The 20,539-nt window shown below is 35.9% G+C and carries 14 protein-coding genes and 3 pseudogenes; 12 read left to right on the forward strand and 5 right to left on the reverse strand.

All coding sequences use genetic code 11. The annotated features are described in order from the left end of the window. Positions 1 to 140: 140 nt before the first annotated feature. Together A3IA_RS0109720 and rlmD are read left to right on the forward strand one after the other, a co-directional pair. Entirely contained in the window at positions 141 to 1,112 is a 972-nt protein-coding gene (locus A3IA_RS0109720; protein WP_018381131.1) for a hypothetical protein, read from the forward strand. Beyond that, positions 1,109 to 2,461 (forward strand): annotated as a pseudogene (rlmD, locus tag A3IA_RS0109725) (23S rRNA (uracil(1939)-C(5))-methyltransferase RlmD); the annotation flags it as partial. The gene A3IA_RS0109720 and the pseudogene rlmD, both read left to right, overlap by 4 nt. A gap of 320 nt (positions 2,462 to 2,781) precedes the next feature. Here rlmD and A3IA_RS13500 read toward each other — a convergent pair. Next, positions 2,782 to 4,254 carry a plasmid recombination protein gene (locus A3IA_RS13500; protein ID WP_018381133.1) on the reverse strand — a complete coding sequence of 491 codons (1,473 nt, stop codon included), beginning with the start codon at positions 4,252 to 4,254 and terminating at the stop codon, positions 2,782 to 2,784. 1,237 nt (positions 4,255 to 5,491) lie between these two features. Further along, positions 5,492 to 5,605, reverse strand: a pseudogene (locus tag A3IA_RS12790) (IS3 family transposase); the annotation flags it as partial. A 110-nt stretch (positions 5,606 to 5,715) separates the two neighbouring features. Here A3IA_RS12790 and A3IA_RS0109735 point away from each other — a divergent pair. The 9 genes and pseudogenes from A3IA_RS0109735 to A3IA_RS0109780 all read left to right on the forward strand — a co-directional run bounded on the left by A3IA_RS0109735 (position 5,716) and on the right by A3IA_RS0109780 (position 15,469). Further along, the gene (locus A3IA_RS0109735) at positions 5,716 to 6,330 is read left to right on the forward strand and encodes a CadD family cadmium resistance transporter (RefSeq protein ID WP_018381134.1); all 615 of its coding nucleotides are present in this window, start codon (positions 5,716 to 5,718) and stop codon (positions 6,328 to 6,330) included. 11 nt (positions 6,331 to 6,341) lie between these two features. Then, entirely contained in the window at positions 6,342 to 6,680 is a 339-nt protein-coding gene (gene cadX / locus A3IA_RS0109740) for a Cd(II)/Zn(II)-sensing metalloregulatory transcriptional regulator CadX (RefSeq protein WP_000711091.1), read from the forward strand. 457 nt (positions 6,681 to 7,137) lie between these two features. Continuing rightward, entirely contained in the window at positions 7,138 to 7,587 is a 450-nt protein-coding gene (locus A3IA_RS0109745) for a CopY/TcrY family copper transport repressor (RefSeq protein WP_018381135.1), read from the forward strand. Positions 7,588 to 7,604: 17 nt separating this feature from the next. Next, positions 7,605 to 9,047, forward strand: coding sequence for a multicopper oxidase family protein (locus A3IA_RS13715; RefSeq protein ID WP_018381136.1), 1,443 nt, complete (start codon positions 7,605 to 7,607; stop codon positions 9,045 to 9,047). 8 nt (positions 9,048 to 9,055) lie between these two features. Further along, positions 9,056 to 9,193 (forward strand): annotated as a pseudogene (locus tag A3IA_RS13720) (CopY/TcrY family copper transport repressor); the annotation flags it as partial. 19 nt (positions 9,194 to 9,212) lie between these two features. After that, positions 9,213 to 11,342, forward strand: a complete 2,130-nt coding sequence (locus A3IA_RS0109755; protein WP_018381137.1) for a heavy metal translocating P-type ATPase — start codon at positions 9,213 to 9,215, stop codon at positions 11,340 to 11,342. 259 nt (positions 11,343 to 11,601) lie between these two features. Continuing rightward, on the forward strand, positions 11,602 to 12,000 hold the full coding sequence (locus A3IA_RS0109760; protein ID WP_018381138.1) for a hypothetical protein: 399 nt from the start codon (positions 11,602 to 11,604) through the stop codon (positions 11,998 to 12,000). Between the two features lie 505 nt (positions 12,001 to 12,505). Beyond that, entirely contained in the window at positions 12,506 to 14,179 is a 1,674-nt protein-coding gene (locus A3IA_RS0109775; RefSeq protein WP_018381141.1) for a recombinase family protein, read from the forward strand. Positions 14,180 to 14,842: 663 nt separating this feature from the next. Beyond that, positions 14,843 to 15,469, forward strand: coding sequence for a hypothetical protein (locus A3IA_RS0109780; RefSeq protein ID WP_018381142.1), 627 nt, complete (start codon positions 14,843 to 14,845; stop codon positions 15,467 to 15,469). A 25-nt stretch (positions 15,470 to 15,494) separates the two neighbouring features. Here the strand turns inward: A3IA_RS0109780 and serS are convergent, their stop codons facing one another. Then, positions 15,495 to 16,772 carry a serine--tRNA ligase gene (serS, locus tag A3IA_RS0109785; protein ID WP_018381143.1) on the reverse strand — a complete coding sequence of 426 codons (1,278 nt, stop codon included), beginning with the start codon at positions 16,770 to 16,772 and terminating at the stop codon, positions 15,495 to 15,497. Positions 16,773 to 17,056: 284 nt separating this feature from the next. Between serS and A3IA_RS0109790 the strand changes: the two genes are divergently transcribed. Beyond that, positions 17,057 to 18,124 carry an acyltransferase gene (locus A3IA_RS0109790; RefSeq protein ID WP_018381144.1) on the forward strand — a complete coding sequence of 356 codons (1,068 nt, stop codon included), beginning with the start codon at positions 17,057 to 17,059 and terminating at the stop codon, positions 18,122 to 18,124. An 818-nt stretch (positions 18,125 to 18,942) separates the two neighbouring features. Here A3IA_RS0109790 and A3IA_RS0109795 read toward each other — a convergent pair. After that, positions 18,943 to 19,302: a DUF956 family protein gene (locus A3IA_RS0109795; RefSeq protein WP_018381145.1), complete on the reverse strand. Its 360-nt coding sequence runs from the start codon at positions 19,300 to 19,302 to the stop codon at positions 18,943 to 18,945. 315 nt (positions 19,303 to 19,617) lie between these two features. Beyond that, entirely contained in the window at positions 19,618 to 20,532 is a 915-nt protein-coding gene (locus A3IA_RS0109800; RefSeq protein ID WP_018381146.1) for a PTS system mannose/fructose/sorbose family transporter subunit IID, read from the reverse strand. Positions 20,533 to 20,539: the final 7 nt, after the last annotated feature.

Below are 20,539 nucleotides of genomic sequence, written 5' to 3' on the forward strand. Positions count from 1 at the left end.
GAGACTTTGGTTTCTTAAATATTGGTGTCATTTTTCAGGAATTTCACTTATCTTTAGGGAAAATTCAGGATTTGTCATGCTTTTATTATACCAAAAATGGTACAATGGAAGCAAAAGTAAGTTGAAAGCGAGTAGCTGATATGGCTGATAAAAAGAAAGATAAAATAGTTGATTTTAGTAACTATCTAGCTGAAAAGGATTTTGAAGAAATTCTCCAAAAAGGCTTGGCAGATTTTTCAGATGAAGAGTTAGATGAACTTTATGACGATTTAGCCTTTGGTCAACTATTTGAGGAAGAATGGCAAGAGGAAGATGAAGAAGAAGTGGCTCGGGAGAATTTTCAAATCCTAAAAGAGTTAGAGAAAAAAGAAGCTGCTGAACATGATGCTTGGCTAGCAGCTTCACCTGTTGGTTGGATTAATCTAGAAGAGCGTTCCTACTTGTCACACAAGATGGAATTAGCTATGGTCTACAAACAAAATGGTCGCTATCAACAGTCCCTGCAGCATCTTCTTGAAATCTATCAATACGATGAAAATGATGGTCTGGGTACTCGTTATGAAGTGATGGCTCTCTACGTGCTCATGTCAAGACACGAGGACTTGGAAGCATTTTATTTCAGTAATGACCATCATCAGGGAGATTTGATGATGGATATTCCTTATATCATATCAAGCATTTTGGCAGGAAAAGAAGATTCTGTTAAGGAGATGTTAGTTGATTGGATAGACAAAGTGGACGGGCTATTTGAATTTTGTAACAGGTCTGGTATGCCAATGGGAGATATTATGGAAGCAGGCAGTCTAGAGTTCTATCAAGCTAATACCATGTCGGCAGTCTATGTTTCGCTAAGCACTTTTTTGGCTATTTTGATTCCATCAGGATATTATATCATGTCTACTCTCCATCAACTGCTAGGTATTGACGCTGAAGTTTTGATTACAGAATTAGATATCTTTAGTCCTGTTCAATTAGGGACAATCATTAGCATGGGTATCAGATATGTTTCAGATATCGAAAAATGGTCGGAGAAAGATTTTTTAGCTATTCCTAAAATCGGAAAAACAACGATTAAGAAATTGAAAGAGAAAGGAGTTATTTTTGACTCGTGAGTGCCTTGCAAGTTAGACAGCGAATCCCATTGAAAATCAAACGTATGGGTATCAATGGGGAAGGGATTGGCTTTTATAAGAAAACCTTAGTTTTTGTACGTGGTGCCTTGAAAGGTGAAGAAGTCTTTTGCCAAGTGACATCTGTTAAACGTAATTTTGCAGAAGCAAAGATTTTGGACATCAATAAAAAGTCCAAGTTTCGAGTTGTTCCCCAATGCCCTATTTATGAAGCCTGTGGTGGTTGTCAAATCATGCACCTTCGCTATGATAAACAGCTAGATTTCAAAGTTGATTTGCTTAAACAAGCTCTTAAGAAATTTAAGCCAGCCGGTTTTGAAAACTATGACATTCGTTCAACTTTGGGGATGGATAAACCCCAACATTATCGTGCCAAGTTGCAATTTCAAACCCGCTCTTTCGGTGGTTCTGTAAAAGCTGGTCTTTTTGCGGAGGGTAGCCATCGTCTAGTTTCACTGGAAGATTGTTTGGTACAAGATAAGCTCACCCAAGAAATCATCAACAAAATCACCAATCTCTTAGACAAACACAAAGTTCCTATCTACAATGAACGTAAAATCCAAGGGATTCGTACGGTTATGGTGCGTAAGGCAGAAGCAACCGACCAAGTACAAGTTATCTTTATCGCCAGCAAATGGGTTAATTTGACGGCTGTTATTAAAGATTTGGTTGCAGTATTTCCCCAAATCAAAACCGTTGCCTTTAATCTCAACACTTCAAAATCCAGCGACATTTATGGTGCAGAGACAGAGCTTCTATGGGGGCAGGATGCTATTGAAGAGGAAGTTTTGGATTATGGTTTCCAATTGTCTCCAAGGGCATTCTATCAGCTCAATCCGGAGCAAACAGAAGTGCTCTACAGTGAGGCAGTCAAGGCTCTTGATGTTAGTTCAGAGGATCATTTGATTGATGCTTATTGTGGGGTGGGTACTATTGGATTTGCTTTTGCTAAGCAGGTTAAAAGCGTTCGCGGTATGGATATTATTCCAGAAGCCATTGAAGATGCAAAAGAAAATGCACGCCGTATGGGCTATGACAATACCTATTATGAGGCAGGAAAGGCAGAGGACATCATTCCAAAATGGTATCATGAAGGTTACAGAGCAGATGCGTTAGTGGTTGACCCACCACGTACTGGTTTAGATGATGCCCTCTTAAAAACTATCGTCAAATATCAGCCTAAGAAAATGGTTTACGTGTCTTGTAACGTTTCAACCTTGGCGCGTGATTTGGTACAGTTGACAAAAGTTTATAATGTTGAGTATGTTCAAAATGTGGACATGTTTCCGCATACTGCACGAACTGAGGCGGTTGTTAAATTGTCCAAACGAGATATCAACCATCATATTGATCTTGAAATCAATGAAGAAGATCTCAAAGATATTTCTGTCAAGAAGGATGCCACTTATTCAGAAATCAAAGATTATGTCTTTAGAAAATTTGAATTAAAAGTATCTACCCTTAACATTGCACAAGTAAAAAGGAAACTTGGGATAATCGAGCGAGAGAACTATAATCACTCTAAGAAAGAAAATCAAAGAGTTCCAAATTGTCCACCCAAAAAAGAACAAGCTATCATCAATGCGTTAAGTTGGTTTGGAATGATTGAGTAATTAAATAAATTAAAAAGTGCAGAATTGATCTGCACTTTTTAACGTTCACAATCATTTGTATTGCGATTTTTACTCTTTTGTTCTCGGTGTAACTTTTTGTGTTTTTCGATACGTTCAAATACTTTTTTCTTATCATTTTCAGTGAGATAATTTTGAAAATCGTCGTAAAGGTCTATTGCTGGCTGTACTTCTTGCAATATTGAATCCATTCTTTTCTCTGCTTCTTTCTGTTCAGCAATTCGTACAGACCTCTCATGTTGAAGCTGTTCTCTAGCTCTTTTCAATTCACCAGTTAATTGGCTAATTTTTTGTTTTAATCCTTTGACAATACTATTATTTAAGACTTTATCAATAAAATCGTCTAAAATTTGTTTCATAGGTTTGGTATTTACTTGGTATAACATTTTTTCAAAAATTTTTAAAGGTACAACAGCGAATTTTTCTTTTTTTCCAATTAGTCCACGTTCCTCTACTTTAAAGTCCTTGGTAAATAGGTAATTCTTATCCTCTTTAATTCCAATATCCTTTAATAATTGTTCGTTGATAGCATTTATAGCTTTTTCTTGAGCTAATAGTAATTCTAGTTTGTCAGCTTTAGCTTCAAACTTTTCATCTAACTTATTAACAGACTCTTGCTTTGAATGGATGACATTATCATATTGTTCAATTGATTGTGTTTTTCTATCAATCTCTTTTTCAAGTGTATTCAACTTCACTTTCTTTTTTGCAAATTCTTTTTCTACTTTTGAAACCTCAGAAGTGATTTCAGCTTTAATATCATTCAGTTTCTTTTCTTTTTCCTCCTCAAGTTTAGCCATCATTTCTTTGTACTCACGCATATCTTTAATATTATTTGTTCCTACTTTTTTACGTTCGACTGCCATTTCTTTCAACATTGTCTCAAGGACTTTAATTTCGTTGTTGCGAAAAGCCATCAATTGAAATTTTCCTTTTTCTGTAAATCCCTCTTGCTTCAATGCTTTTGAAAAGCTTGGTTGTTTTGAAAGACCATTTTTGTAACCAGTTGCGACAGGAACTACATTTAAATGCAAATGCGGAGCACCTTTTTCATCCAGATGCACTACTGCATTATAAACACGGAAATGTGGATGACGTTTTTCGAAATCTTGTGCATATTTAGCTAAATATATCCCTATGTTGAGTTTATATCCTTCTGGTAATTCATCCCAATCCGCTTTTGATCCAATACCAATGATAAACTCTCTCTGTTGATCTAAGGTATCAAGTTTACCAACATGTTTATAATAATCCTTGATTTTTCGATCATTTCTTATCTGCTTTTCATTGTATTCCTTCAAAGAAGGTCCAAATTCCTTTTCATATAGCTCTCGAATATCTAATTGTTTAACTACAATATTTTGATGACTTTTATCTCTAAGAATGTGTGAATGTTCTGGACTCTTCCATTCTTTTTCTGTTAAATCTCGATTATTATGTCGAATATTTGTCATTTTCGGATTTGTTTTAAATGAAATTGTTAATTTTGGCATCACGTATACTCCTTAAAATTTTTTCTTTTATACAGTATGCCTTAAAAACTCATTTTAAAAATTTGAGAATGAATTTCGTTGGGAGCTATCCCTGAACCAAGTAATTAATTACTGATGTTTTATTCTTTAGAACTAAAATATATAAGAACCGTTCTCCTACTATTAGAATGAAATTGACAACTTAACGAGTCCATTATAGAAAAATGTATTGACTATTTAAGTAAGCCATATTTAAGCGATTAATGGTTTTGTATAGTTGACCATTTTGGCTGTAATCATGGATTCATAAATTACTCCATGATTAAAAAACATTGGCTAATAAAGTAATCCATGTTTGTAAAATGAACGGCCTATTAAAGTAGTCCATAATTGTATAATAAATGGCTGAATAAACTAGTCCATATTCTCTAAATTAATGGACTAATTAAAGAAGCCCATGTTTTCAAAAATAGCGGACCAATAAAGTAATCCATCCTTTAACAGATAATGGTTTTATAAAGTTACCCATTATTACTTAAAAAATGGATAGATAAATGACCCCATTATTTTTGTAGAAAAGGGATTATTTAAGATTGGTATCTTAATTTCTAAATTATCAATATCTTAAAATTTTGTGTTATGATTACTCGAATAGCGAGCAACGGCGAGGCGCTCCGCTATTCCTCGCCAAATAAATTAGACTCAATGATTTTCATTAAAAAAATTTGAGAAGCAAGTAACAGAGGTTTTTGTTACTTTTTGTCAAAAAGTAACGTTTTTGTAGTTTTGACAACCCTACGGTTCATCAAAACTACAAACGCTCTGCCGAGGGCTATGGGTTGCACCCCTTTTTTGACCCTCACGGTTCAAAAAATTCACTGCTTTTTCGGCCCACAAAAGTGGCCTCGAAAAAATCGGCGCGAACTACGCACCGAAAAAATTGCTTCACGCAATTTTTGCTTGCCCATCTTTTGCTGATAATTTCAGCTGCGCTAAAATTATCAGCAAAAAATGGTCTTCGCCCGTCGCACGAATCAACGTGCGATTTGTCCGCGAACAGCGCAGACAAAAAAGAGAGATCTTATAACTCCCTCCCATGCTTATTAACTAGGCTATTACTCTAGTTAATGTTTGCAATTAGACATATATTCATCATACGAGATTTCCAATGGCTCATAAATCGAAATAGTTTTAAACTCAATCAACGGTCGTGGGACTGACCCCAAAAAAGTGAGAATTTAATAAAAACACCCTAGGGCTACCGTCTCCGGTATTCAACCGGAGACAGGTAGTCCAATTTTTGTTGGATTCTTTTTTCATTATAATATTTGATGTAATTTTCTACAATTTGAATTACAATATATTTCTGAAACTACACAATACAAATATTGACATGCAATTATTAATTGGTGGATTTTAAGTTGACATCTATAAAGTTTAATGTTAGAATACATTCAAAAATATATTTGAATGAGGTGTTTTATGATTCAAAATATTGTTACTTCAATAATCCTGTATTCTGGGACAGCCGTAGACTTACTTATTATCCTAATGTTATTTTTTGCCAAAAGAAAAAGCAGAAAAGACATCATTAACATCTATTTAGGACAATTTCTAGGCTCTGTTAGTCTAATATTGCTAAGTTTGCTTTTTGCATTTGTCTTAGATTATATTCCTAGTAAAGAGATTTTAGGTTTGCTCGGTTTGATTCCAATTTTCCTAGGCCTCAAAGTTTTGCTTTTAGGAGATTCTGATGGAGAAGCTATTGCCAAAGAAGGTTTGAGCAAAGATAATAAAAACCTGATTTTTCTAGTCGCTATGATTACTTTTGCAAGTTGTGGTGCTGACAATATTGGTGTCTTTGTCCCATATTTTACTACCTTAAATTTAGCGAATTTGATAGTGGCTTTACTGACCTTTCTAGTCATGATTTATCTCTTGGTTTTTTCTGCCCAAAAATTGTCACAAGTCCCTTCTGTTGGAGAAACTTTGGAAAAATATAGCAGATGGTTTATTGCCGTTGTTTATTTAGGATTGGGGATATATATCCTGATTGAAAACAACAGTTTTGACATGCTATGGACTGTGTTAGGCTAGGAGAAAATATTTTGAAAAAAGATAGTATCTGCCAAGTGAATGTTATAAATCAACAAAATGTTACAACCGCAACGAACTACCTTGAAAAGGAAAAAGTCCAAAAATCACTTCGCATTTTATCAAAGTTTACCGATAATAAACAGATAAATATCATCTTTTATCTCCTTGCTGTTGAAGAACTCTGTGTCTGCGATATAGCCTGTTTATTAAATCTCAGTATGGCATCTGCCTCCCACCATCTTCGTAAACTAGCCAATCAAAACATCTTGGACACTAGAAGAGAGGGGAAAATTATATATTATTTTATAAAAGATGAGGAAATCAGAGATTTTTTTAATCAACTAGGATAACAACTATTTTTACTACTTTTCCATGATTATAGGGAGATTATATATGAAATTTTTGATGAAAATTACTCACAAGAAATACCTACTCGTATCAAATGTTTAAGAAAAAAGTATAATTTAAAGCAAAGCGACCTACGATTATATCAGCGTTTACAGACATTCAAGAGAAATCTCTTGGATGTCTTTTTTGGGCTAAAGCAAGGCTATGATTAGCCTTGGCAAATTTGCCTAACAGCTCCAAACCTGTCATCAAATGAAATCGATGACTTATCAGAATGAGTCGTAGCCTTCATCTCACAGTATAGGTAGATGGCTAATTTCATTTTAAAACTTTCAGTTTTAAGGGACTGACCCCAAAAAGTGAGAATTTAATAAAAAGACTTGACAAATTTCGTTTACAATAGTAGACTTATTTTGAATATATTCGTTTACATTTGTAAACGACAAGGAGTAAAGGAAAATGAGCACAATAGAACTTAATACTTCTATCACAGATGCTGAATGGGAAGTAATGCGTGTAGTTTGGGCAAATGATCGAGTAACTAGTAAAACAGTCATCTCTGTATTGAAAGAAAAAATGGACTGGACAGAATCCACTATCAAAACGATCTTAGGTCGATTAGTTGAAAAAGGCGTACTAAATACAGAGCAAGAAGGTAGAAAGTTTATTTACACTGCCAATATTGTAGAGAAAGAAGCCGTAAGGGATTATGCAGAAGATATTTTTAACCGTATTTGCAATAAGAAAGTTGGAAATGTAATAGGAAGCATCATTGAAAATCATGTCTTAAGCTTCGATGATATAGATCGACTAGAGAAAATATTAGAGATAAAAAAATCTTTCGCAGTAGAAGAAGTGGCTTGCAATTGTCCAGAAGGACAATGCGAGTGTCATTTACATCATCATTAACATAAGGAGGAATAAAAATGAGTAAGAATAAACATATGTTATTAGGTATTGGACTTACAGTCGTATTAACTGCAGTTGGATATATTACACTTTTAGAACCAATGATTAGTTATTTTAAAATAAACCAGAGTGCAGTTAATATAGATATTCAAACAAGTAAAACAAAAAGTACACTTCCTATACCACCACTATTAGAGGATAAAAATCCAGATCCTAATATTGCGGATTTTACTTTAGAACCTCAAGAAAGAGAAACTTCATTTTTACCAAATACCAAGACACGAACTATGGGTTACAACGGAAGTTTCTTAGGCCCTGTCATCAGAGTAAGTAAAGGTGAGCAAGTAAATGTGCACGTAAATAACAAGCTAAAAGAAGCAACTACAGTTCACTGGCATGGACTAGAGGTAGAAGGAGAAAAGGATGGGGGCCCTCATCAAGGAATTGAACCAGGAACAACTTGGGAGCCTAGTTTTACAGTAAATCAACAGGCTGCAACATTGTGGTATCATCCGCACTTTGGAGGAAATACTGCTACCCAAGTTTATAAAGGTTTAGCAGGACTATTCTATGTGGATGATGAAGTATCAAAAAGCTTAAATATTCCTAAGGAATATGGAGTAAATGATATACCTTTAGTAATTCAAGATAGAAGCTTTGGCAAGGACGGCAGTTTTATTTATAATACAAATATGATGGATGGAGCAACAGGGGATACTATCATAGTTAACGGAGCTATTAAACCTAATTTAGAGGTTAATAGAGTCAAGATGAGATTTAGAATAGTTAATGGTGCTAATGCAAGTAACTTTAATTTGAAGTTAGATAATAGAGATGGATTCTATCAAATAGCATCTGATGGTGGATTTTTAGAAAAACCGGTTAGCCAGAGAAATATTATGTTATCACCTGGGGAAAGAGCAGAGATAATAGTGGACTTTTCAAAGTATGAAAAGGGAACGCAGCTATCACTTATGAGTAATAAGGAAGCCATTATGACCTTTAATGTTAAAGGCGATGGGAAAGATGATACTGAAGTACCTAGCACTTTAACGAATATAGAAAGAATGTCAGAAGCACAAGCTACTAAGATAAGAAGTTTTGAGCTTCAAGGTATGGGTCACATGGTATCAATAAACGGTAAAAAATTTGATATGAATAGAATTGATGAAACAGTGAGGCTTGGAGATACAGAGATTTGGGAAATTACAAACCCAGGATCTATGATGCATGAAATGGGACACCCATTCCATATTCATGGCACCCAGGTTCAAATTCTATCAAGAAACGGTAATGCGCCTTCTCCAGAGGAGAGCGGATGGAAAGATACTGTATATATTGAGCCTAACGAAAAAGTAAGACTTATAGTTAAGTTTAATAAGAAGGGTAGTTATATGTACCACTGTCACATTCTTGAACATGAAGAAGCAGGTATGATGGGACAAATTAAAGTAGAATAATAAATAATATTGAAGATCATGTCTTAAGCTTCGATGATATAGATCGACTAGAAAAAATATTAGAGATAAAAAAATCTTTCGCAGTAGAAGAAGTGGATTGCAATTGTCCAGAAAGACAATGCGAGTGTCATTTACATCATCATTAAGAATAAGGAGGAATTTAAAATGAACAATAACAACAAACATTTATCCCACTGTCACCATAATCATGGCGACATGGATCATTCAAAACATGAGCACGTAAGCACGGAAGAACATGGAGACCATAAGAATCAACATCAAGAACATCATGCTGAGCATGATCACAGCGGGCACAGTGGGCATGACCACAGTGGGCATCACGGAGGGCATGAACACCATCATCACGGTAACTTTAAGGAACTTTTCTTAAAATCATTGCCACTAGGAATCATTATTATGCTCTTATCCCCTATGGCTGGGTTTGACCTACCATTCCAGTTTACTTTTCCATATTCTGATATTGTAGTAGCTATTTTATCTACTATATTAATTATTTATGGTGGACGTCCATTCTATCAAGGCGCAGTTGACGAATTTAAACAAAAAGAACCTGGAATGATGGCTCTAGTTTCTTTAGGTATAAGTGTTTCATATTTATACAGTATTTATGCTGTTATCATTACCTACGTAACGGGTGGACACGTGATGGACTTTTTCTTTGAATTTGCTTCATTATTATTAATCATGTTATTAGGTCACTGGATTGAGATGAAAGCTATTGGAGAAGCAGGAGACGCACAAGCAGCATTGGCTAAGTTGGTACCAAAAGATGCTCACGTTGTGTTAGAAGATGATTCAATTGAAATACGTCCAGTTGCTGACTTACAGGTAGGCGATTTAATTCGTGTTCAAGCCGGAGAAAATGTGCCAGCAGACGGAACTATCGAGCGTGGCGAATCACGTGTAAATGAAGCTCTTTTGACTGGAGAATCAAAAGCAGTTAAAAAAGGTCCTGGCGATGAAGTAATCGGAGGCTCAACAAATGGAGAAGGGGTTCTTTATATTAAAGTGAATGAGACAGGTGATCAATCCTTTATCTCTCAAGTACAGACTTTAATTAGCCAAGCTCAAAGTCAGCCTTCCAGGGCAGAAAATATTGCGCAAAAGGTTGCAGGGTGGCTCTTCTATATTGCTGTTATTGTCGCGCTAATTGCTTTTGTAGTGTGGATGATTATTGGAGATATCCCAACGGCAGTTATATTTACTATTACTACATTAGTTATTGCTTGTCCGCACGCATTGGGTCTGGCTATTCCATTGGTAACCGCCCGAAGCACAAGCTTAGGGGCTAGCCGTGGCTTACTAGTAAAAGACCGCCAAGCCTTAGAAATAGCTCAAGATGCAGATGTGATAATTTTAGATAAAACGGGTACTTTAACAACTGGTGAATTTAAAGTATTAGATGTAAAACTTCTTAATGACAAATATACAAAAGAGGAAATCATTGCCTTATTGGCAGGTATTGAAGGAGGATCTAGCCACCCAATTGCTCAATCAATTATAAGGTTCGCCGAGCAGCAAGATATACGTCCAGCATCTTTTGATTCGATTGATGTGATTTCCGGTTCTGGAGTAGAGGGTAAAGCAGGTGGGCACCGTTACCAATTAATCAGTCAAAAAGCCTATGGACGTAATCTTGATATGGATATTCCAAAAGGAGCAACTCTTAGTGTCTTAGTAGAAAACGATGATGCCATTGGTGCTGTAGCTTTAGGGGACGAATTAAAACCAACGAGTAAAGAGTTAATTAAAGCTCTTAAAAAGAACAATATTCAACCAATTATGGCAACAGGTGATAATGAAAAAGCGGCTCAAGGCGCGGCAGAAGTTTTAGGGATTGAGTATAGATCAAATCAATCTCCACAAGACAAATATGAGTTAGTTAAAACACTTAAAGATGAAGGAAAGAAAGTTATCATGGTAGGTGATGGTGTAAATGATGCTCCTTCTCTTGCCTTAGCAGATGTTGGTATAGCTGTAGGTGCTGGAACTCAAGTTGCATTGGATTCAGCTGATGTCATATTGACTCAATCCGATCCAGGAGATATTGAATCATTCATTGAATTAGCACACAAAACAACTCGTAAAATGAAACAAAACCTATTTTGGGGAGCTGGTTATAACTTTATAGCTATCCCTCTAGCTGCAGGAATTTTGGCTCCTATTGGTATCACATTAAGCCCTGCATTAGGAGGAATCCTAATGTCTGTGTCAACAGTCATCGTCGCCATTAATGCTATGTTATTAAGTTTAGATCCAAAAAATAACGGTTAACAGATCGAATGATTGAAACTCCTTAAAGTATCAAGATACAATAGTTTTACAGGAGAAAAAGAGATGTAAGTACTGGCTCTTTGTAAAATCGTGTTGGTAGAAGTAGACGATTTTTCTACCAACACGATTTTTAATTTATTATAGAACTGATTATTTTTAGGATATAAGTACCTGAAGCATAGAGATGAGTATGGCTATAGTCAAAATAAGGCAGTAACAGCCTTGAAATATATAAATCTATCATTCAAAGAATTGATTTATGAACAATACGATTACTATGTTAAAAAAAAATAAGAAAGATCCTTTGGATCGGGCTATCGATTATATGCTGAAATTTCAGAGAACTGATGCAAATTTTGAGATTCCCAAGCTTCTTGCTATTGTTGATTCTATTCAAAAATATGTTTTTAGCCAATCAAAAATGAAGTGCGGGGACTATAGCGTGTTTGCTTCTTTATTAGAAAATGAACAAGTTGATGAAAGATTACAATTCTTAATTGATTATGGGGTACCTTGTTCAGCAGTCAAAAAAGTAAAATTACCAGAGGAGTTAACTGGTTATCCTAATATTATCCAATATCTAAAGGATAATATTTCGCAAATAAGTTCAAAGCTAATTCCTTATGAAATGAAGTTGATGAATGAGGCACTTTTTTAAGTGGATAATAATTTTTAAAATGTTGACAAGAGTTGTGTTTAATCGTACTGTATATATACTTCTAGTACACCTCTAACAATGTTTTAAAACTAAAATCTTCTTACCTTCTGTAAGAAGATTTTTTGCATGGAATTAAAATGTAATATCAAATTCATTAACAGTTTTTTTATAATTTCCAAAAAATGGCAGAATATAGTTGAGTTATAGAAGGAGTTTATCATGATTATACATGATTTACATTTCTACAAGCAACTACTTCTGCCTTTTGTTATGAGGAATCAGAGAATAATAGTTTCACTTGGAGGTCATCTATGGATGAACTAGTGAGATTTTTGGAAGAAATGCTTCTGAAATATGGAGATAACATTGATTGCTCAAATTTACCAATCAAGGAAGAAAACCTGTATACTGATGAGTAGTTGCTTGTGTTCTTTTCTAAAAAGAGTTAAAATACCCTTAAGATTATAAGGGTATTTTTTGGTCAAACTTTTCAAGGAGAAATTAAATGAAGCGAAAGAAAGCCTATATCTATACAAGGGTATCTACAAATATGCAAGTTGAAGGATTTTCATTAGACGCTCAAGAAACAAGAATTCATCAATATGCCAATGCTTTTGATATTGAGATTGTGAAAACCTATCAAGACGCTGGGAAATCTGGTAAAACCATGCTAGGTAGAACGGAATTTATGGCTATGATATCAGATATCGAAGCAGAGAAAGATAAAGTAGATTATGTACTTGTATTCAAATTATCACGTTTTGGTCGAAATGCTGCGGATACTTTAAAATCTCTAGCTATCATGGAATCTCATGGTGTAAATCTGATTTGTGTTGATGATGGACTAGATAGTTCAAAGGATTCAGGAAAGTTAGTCATTACTATCTTGTCGGCTGTTGCTGAAATGGAAAGAGAGAATATTATTTCTCAAGCTATGGAAGGTCGCAGACAAAAAGCGAGAGCTGGTCAATGGAATGGTGGATTTGCGCCTGTAGGATATTCCCTTGTTAATGGTCAATTGCAAGTAAATCAAGAAGAAGCTGAATCAGTAAAAATGATTTTTGATTTATTTGCTAACAGTGATATGGGTACTATAGCTATTGCCAAGCATTTAGCCAACCTAGATATAAAGAAACCAATTCGACATAATAGCACCCTTCCATATTTTTCATCAAGTGGCATTGCAAGAATCTTAGACAATCCAGTTTACAATGGAAAAATTGCTTTTGGACGGCGTGAAAGCACTCGAGATAAAATTTCTGGTGAAACGAAAGTCATACAGTCTGAAAATTATATTCTAACAGACGGAATACATGAAGCAATTATTGACGATGAGATTTGGAATAAAGTGAGGAAAAAACGAGAAGCTAATGCCCATAAGTATAAACGTGAGAACCCAAGTAAGGGCGATTCTATTTATATACTTTCGGGATTGATAAAATGTCCATTATGCCATGCTGGGCTTTATGGAAATAAAAGTATCAAGAGAAATAAAAATAAGAAAGATGAATACTATAAAAACTATTACTACTATGCTTGTAAACATAGAAAACATGTAGATGGTCATAAGTGCACATTTAATAAACAGCTTAAAACAGGAAATTTAGACCATGAAGTATTATCAATCATTAGTAAGTTAGTTTCAAGACCTGATTTTGCACGAAAACTGCAAGAGAAAATAAATATTCAGGTTGATACAAGTAGGATAGACAGTGAAATTGAACAATATAAGAGTCTCTTTCGCCAACTCAATGCAACCAAATTGAATTTAATCCAACAAATTGACTCCTTAAATTTTGAAGATCCTCATTTTCAGCAAAAGTCAATTGATTTAGATATGAGATTAAATACTATTTATGATAAAATAGCAGATGTAGAGATACTAATTGAGACAAGTGAATCTAAACGAGAAGTAATCTTAAAAGATAAAATGACCGCTGATAATATTTATAAAATATTAGTCAATTTTGCATCATTTATGGACGTTATGGAAGATATCGACAAGAAGCGATTGTGTCAGATGTTGATTGAAAAAGTCGAAATTTATGATGACAAAAATAAAGCAGGACGTTGGGTGAAAGCCATTCATTTCAAGCTTCCAATCATTGAGGAAGACTTAGAAATTAGTTTGGACAATAGTACACCGGTTGAGGCTGTAGTGAAATTAGTGCGTAAGTAGTCTTTTCCTTTGTTTTCTCATTTTTAAGTTCAAGGTGGAATGACCTCTAGCTATCCCACTCTCCAAACTGCTAGAATTATCACGATGGTAGATAAATTAATGAGAATTAGTCTATTATAGTCTTTTGAATTAACTTTGCTACATGCCCACTTTTGACTTGCCGTACTCATACTTTTCGAAACTCAAAAGCAGACGTTGTTGACTTGATTTGATGAAGACAGTTCTATCTGCTATCTGTGTCGCCTAGTCTGCTTTTGATTTTCATTGAGTATCAAGTACTGCACGCGTCTTTTCTGTTCCTTGTTCTGAAAGTTAATTCATTTGACTACAAAATTAAGAGGGGGAGGCTACTGTTAATTTATAATCTAGCCATTGTGTACTTTTCAAAGGACAAAGTAGAAACAGTTAAAGAGTTGTTTTGAAAGAAAATCGAGAAACTTTTGAACCGATAAAAGTCGCATAGTTTTTAGGAAAATACAGTTAGTATTTATGGATATAGCAGCTCCCTGCGCTATCAAGCGGGCTGCAGGATCATTTGATTGTTTTGCATGAAGGACTAGCCCCTTATTAGCTCTCCTACTATTAATGCGGAAATCTTCAAGGAAAAATGATTGATTTTTAAAACATTGCTAAAGACTAGTCGCATCATAGTAAGGAGGTCATGTGTTTACCCAAATAAATAATTACCTAGCCTATCAAGGCCTCAAATACATCAAACCAGAAAAAGCTGGTGTAGAGGCGCAAGCCATGATAGACTTTAAAAGTCAGGGTCAGGCTGCGCGTGCTGAGATGATGACCTTGTCAAAGGTGCTTGCAGAGGAGTTGTCCGAGTTTAAAATGGATCGTGTTAGTAATTGGGCTAACCAAGCTCAAGTGGGGCGACCACATTTTTGGACTTATTTCCATGGCCTTGAAGAAGAGAAGGATTCTGTTGGTTTTGCCATACGCCTTTACGGTCAAAAGGATAATTTTGGTATTTCTGTCGAAGTCAGCTTTATTGAGAGAAAGAAATCAGATTACACCTTGGGCCAGCAAGCCAAAGTTTTAACAGTTCCAATCCATGAACCACTTTATTATTTAGTTCAATCTAATGGAGTTAGCCATCGTGAAGCTGGTACAGAAAGTAATCGACAGAGATTACTGACTGAAGTAGCTAAAGGGGATGTTCGAAAAGTTTTAGTCAAAAAAGATATTCCAGTGACAGAACAAATGACCATTCAAGAGCTTATTCCGAAGCTACTAGACGCCTTTAAAGACTTGTCACCATATTATGAAGCCACTCAAAAATGAGCTCCAAAAGGAACTCATTTTTTCTTTATTCTGGTGCGATAACTTCAACACCACCCATGTAAGGGCGAAGAACTTCTGGGATTGTGACAGAGCCATCTTCATTTTGATAGTTTTCAAGAATAGCTGCAACTGTACGACCAACAGCGAGACCTGAACCGTTAAGAGTATGAAGAAGTTTGACCTTGCCATCAGCTTCATCACGGTAACGAATTTGGGCACGGCGGGCTTGGAAATCTTCTGTATTTGAACATGAAGAAATTTCACGATAGGTCTTTTGAGCTGGGATCCAAACCTCTAAATCATAGGTTTTTGCAGCTGAGAATCCCATATCGCCAGTACAGAGAGCTAGGACACGGTAAGGCAAATTTAGTTTTTGAAGAATGTTTTCGGCATTGGCTGTCATTTTTTCCAATTCCTCGTAAGATTCTTCAGGTTTGGCAAATTTGACCATTTCAACCTTATGGAATTGGTGCAAACGAATCAAACCACGCGTATCACGACCAGCTGAGCCTGCTTCAGAACGGAAAGAAGGGCTCATGGCAGTGAAGTTAATAGGGAGTTCTTTTCCATCAATAATTTCATTGCGATAGTAGTTGGTTAACGGAACTTCAGCTGTTGGGATAAGGACAAAAGGAGTGTCTGCTAATTCAAAAGTATCTTCCTTGAATTTTGGATATTGCCCAGTACCAAACATAGAATCCTGATTGACTATGTAAGGGGGGATGACTTCTTGGTAGCCTTCTTTAGCGTGTTCGTCCAGCATAAAGTTGTAAATGGCACGCTCTAAGCGAGCACCCAAGTTACGATAAAAGAGGAAGCGAGTACCAGTGACTTTTGCACCACGTTCCCAGTCAAGAATGCCTAAATCTTCACCAAGATCCCAGTGAGCTTTTGGCTCGAAGTCAAAGTCACGAGGAGTTCCCCAACGGCGTACTTCTACGTTTTCTTCCTCGTCAGCACCAACAGGAACTGAGTCGTGCGGTGTATTTGGTAAGACTGTAATAATCGCATTTAATTTTTCATCAATATCAGCTAATTCGCTATCCACAGCCTTAATGTCAGCAGACACATTTTGCATTGCAGAAATCTGCTCAGAAGCATCTTCTTTGTTGCGTTTGGCTTGGGCGATTTTATCTGAAGCAAGGTTACGTTCAGCTTTTAATTCTTCAGACTTTGTTAAGAGTTGGCGACGTTTAGCATCTAAGTCTTTCAACTCATTTAAGGTTTCCGCAGTAACACCACGAGTGGCCAATTTTTCCGCAACAGCATCAAAGTCGTTACGAATACGTTTAATATCTAACATAAATACCTCCTAATATGGTAGAAAAAAACACAACCTGTTTGTCGTTGGAGCGCTAGCTTGCGCGGTTCCATCCAACTTCACAGATTGTGCACTTAATTAATATCAATAATAATAACACGGTAGAATTTCATAAAGCAAAGAGATCTGCTCACAGCAACCGCAGACTTTCTGAACGCTCAGCATTATTACTTATCCGTTGGAGTTATTATACACAAAATAAGAGCAGGTGTAAACCCTAAAACAAGGATTTTTCTTACTTTGTTGAATTATGTTAGAATAAGACCATGGAAAAGAGACTTTATAATGCAGGAATTGATTTTTTAAGAATTTTTGCCATGTTCATGATTGTTGTGACCCATGTGTTAGGTAAAGGTGGTGTTCGTGATTCGGTCGCCGGAACAGTTGATATTCATTTTGTGCAAACTTGGGTTATTCAAGCCAGTGTTTACGTTGCCGTAAACTGTTACGCTTTGATTAGTGGCTATGTTGGTTTTCGTTCCAACTTTAGGTACTCAAAAGTGGTTAATTTGTGGCTTCAAGTGGCCTTTTATTCCATCGGTATCACTTTGTTTTTCCTTCTATTAGGTAAGGAGATTAGCGGTAACGATTGGTTGGATGCCTTTTTCCCCGTTATTAGGGGTCAATATTGGTATGTTACCGCTTATTTTGGGTTAATGTTGACCATGCCATTCTTTAATATTGCCCTTCCGAGGATGGAACTTTCTGACTTAGGTAAAATGATAGCGACTGGTTTTATTGTCTTTTCATTATTGCCTGTGTTGCTTGACACCAGTGTTTCGGAGTTTTCTTTATCTAAGGGATTTAGTATGACTTGGTTAATTCTTCTTTATGTCGTCGGCGCTTTTTTAGCACGTATTGACTTGAAAAAGTACAATAAACCCCTCATATTGATTGGTATTTATGTATTATCAATTGCAGCGACCTTGGTTTTGAAGCATGCAGTTAGTGAGAAGTGGTATTGGTACACCTCGCCAACCATTAGTTTAGGGGCTCTAGCTCTCTTTGTTTTATTTGCTAATTTGGACATTTCATCATCAAGGATACTGGTTAAATTCATTAAATTCTTTGCGCCAGCGACATTTGGTGTTTATTTGGTTCATCTGCATCCCTTAATTGTAAAATTTGCCATGCGAGATTTTGCAGAAAACTTTGTGGACCAATCTCCACTCGTTTTTCCAATCATAATATTAGGGGTTAGTCTCCTAATATTCTTAGGTTCTATCTTGATTGAAAAAGTTAGAATTTGGCTCTTTAAAACCCTTCAGGTATCAAAAATTGCGGCTAAAATTGATAATTGGTTGACCTTCAAGAATAAAGTCAAAAAAATATAAAGATAACTTCTAAGTTGGCTTAATCATGGCTAATTTAGGAGTTTTTTTATTAATGAAATGCGGATAGCTATTTATGATAGTCCTCTCCATTTTCCTGATTCTGTTTTGGACTTGATATTGCAGTAGATACTGAATACGCTAATCTAGATAGGAAATCTAAGGGAGTCGATGAAATCTGATTCTCGTAAGAATAAGAGGATAACAGTGAGGGCAAGGACTCGACCTAAACTTCCAAATAATAAGCCTGTATCAATGGTAATGGTGTTTGTACTCGCAATTACTTAGACATGGTAACCTTAAAGATTGCGAGCTATACCGCTTTCTAAATTACTTGTTTTTAACTCACCTGATGCTTGTTTTAAAATATTGAACCCCACTCTTTAAAAACAAAGGGCTGTACGTATTTTTAAGAATATTAGCCATACTTTTTGATTAAAAATTTAGGTTAGGAAAAAGCCTATCCTCTCTTTGGTATATAGGTCTCATAATCATCAGATAATGGCGTTTAAAATTATTATGTTATAGTTAAAGGAGATTGAAAAGCTTATTTATAGTCTTTTGAATGAACTTTGCTACATGGTCATTTTCGACTTTCCCTACTCATACTCTTCGAAATTCAAAAGCAGCCGTCCTTGACTTGGTTTGATGAAGACAGAACTATCTGCTATCTGTGTCGCCTAGTCTACTTTTGATTTTTTTGAGTATCTATCAAGTACTGTTCGGCGTCTTTTCTGTTCCTTGTTCTGAAAGTTAATGCATTTGACTATAGTAGCCAAAAGAAAAACAAGCTTGATACCAAGCTTGTTTAAGCATTTTAATTAACGACGTTTGAATTTGCTAGCAATGATTTGAATCAATGTAGGTAATTTAACAACCTTATCATTACCGATTTTATCGCGAGCTATTTTAAGGATTTTACCTGAATCTTTCGATGAGAAGAGAAACTTCCCGGAATCCGTAAAAATTTCGAAATGACGGCTGACTTTTTTACCAGAGACATTAGCCCCAATTTGTTGAATACTCGTCCATGGGATTTGAATATAGTCTTCGACATTGCGGTCGTTATAGTACTCCAAGGCGACATCGCCAATCAAGAATTTTCCAACTTTTCCTCCCATACCAAGGTAAGAAACACCAGTTGTTTGTAGTAAGATCTCTTTATTTTGTGATTGGGCCATGATTTCCTTTCTAATGACAAGTGTTTGAAAATAGTCAATTTATACTCTTCGAAAATCAAAAGCAAACCTTGTTGACTTGCTTTGATGAACACCAGTTCTATCTGCATCGGCGGCGGTTAGTCTGCTTTTGGTTTTCATTGAGTATAGTCTTTTGAATTAACTTTAATACATCGTTACTTTCGACTTGCCATACGCGAGTACTGTCTGCGTCTTTCGTTCCTTGTCTGAAAGCTAATTCATTTGACTATATTATTTTGTTTCTACTAGACTATTTTAGCATAATGAAAAGAGTTTCCAAATGGAAACCCTTTTTGATTACATAATACCTGCAAGACGAGCAAGGATACCTAGTGCAAAAAGTCCAACAATCATTGTGATAGGTGACACTTTTTTCTTAAGCAACCACATACATACGAATGTAAGGATGAGTCCCATCAATCCAGGAATCAGTGAATCTAATTGACCTTGCAATGTGTTCGCTTTTTCAGGTGTAAGGCTAAGTCCACCCAAAGCATCGCCTAAGATACCTTGGAGTTCAGCTCCAGTCACATTTCCTTTAGGGAATTCAACATAAGCACCTTCAGCCAGTTTTGTAGCAGGAAGATCAACTGTAAAGTTGATTGATACCCAACGTTGTACAAGTACAGCAAGGATAAACATACCAAGGATAGAAGCCCCTTTAGTGATGTCTTGGAGGATACCACCAGACATGTCTTTAGTGATTTCTTTACCTGATTTGTAACCAAACTCTTGTGTATACCATAGGAAGCTCATACGGATAGCGTTCCATGCAACGAAGAAGATGATTGGTCCCATGATGTTTCCAGCAGACGCAAGTGAAGCACCAAGAGCACCAAGGATAGGACGAACAGTAAACCAGAAGACTGGGTCACCGATACCAGCAAGAGGTCCCATCATACCGATTTTAACCCCTTGGATAGCTGTGTCATCGATATCAGTACCGTTAGCTTTTTCTTCTTCAAGAGCCATTGTTACCCCAAGGATAGGAGCAGCAACATATGGGTGAGTGTTAAAGAATTCCATGTGGCGCTCAAGAGCTGCAGCACGGTCTTCTTTTGTTGTATACAATTTTTTAAGAGCAGGAATCAATGAGTATGCCCAACCCATGTTTTGCATACGTTCGTAGTTCCATGATCCTTGAAGGAAGGTTGAACGCCACCAAACACGTTGACGGTCTGCTTTTGATAATTTAATTTGATTTTCAGTCATTTTAAGC

Origin of the sequence: Streptococcus thoraltensis DSM 12221 (assembly GCF_000380145.1) — a bacterium.
GTDB lineage: Bacteria > Bacillota > Bacilli > Lactobacillales > Streptococcaceae > Streptococcus > Streptococcus thoraltensis.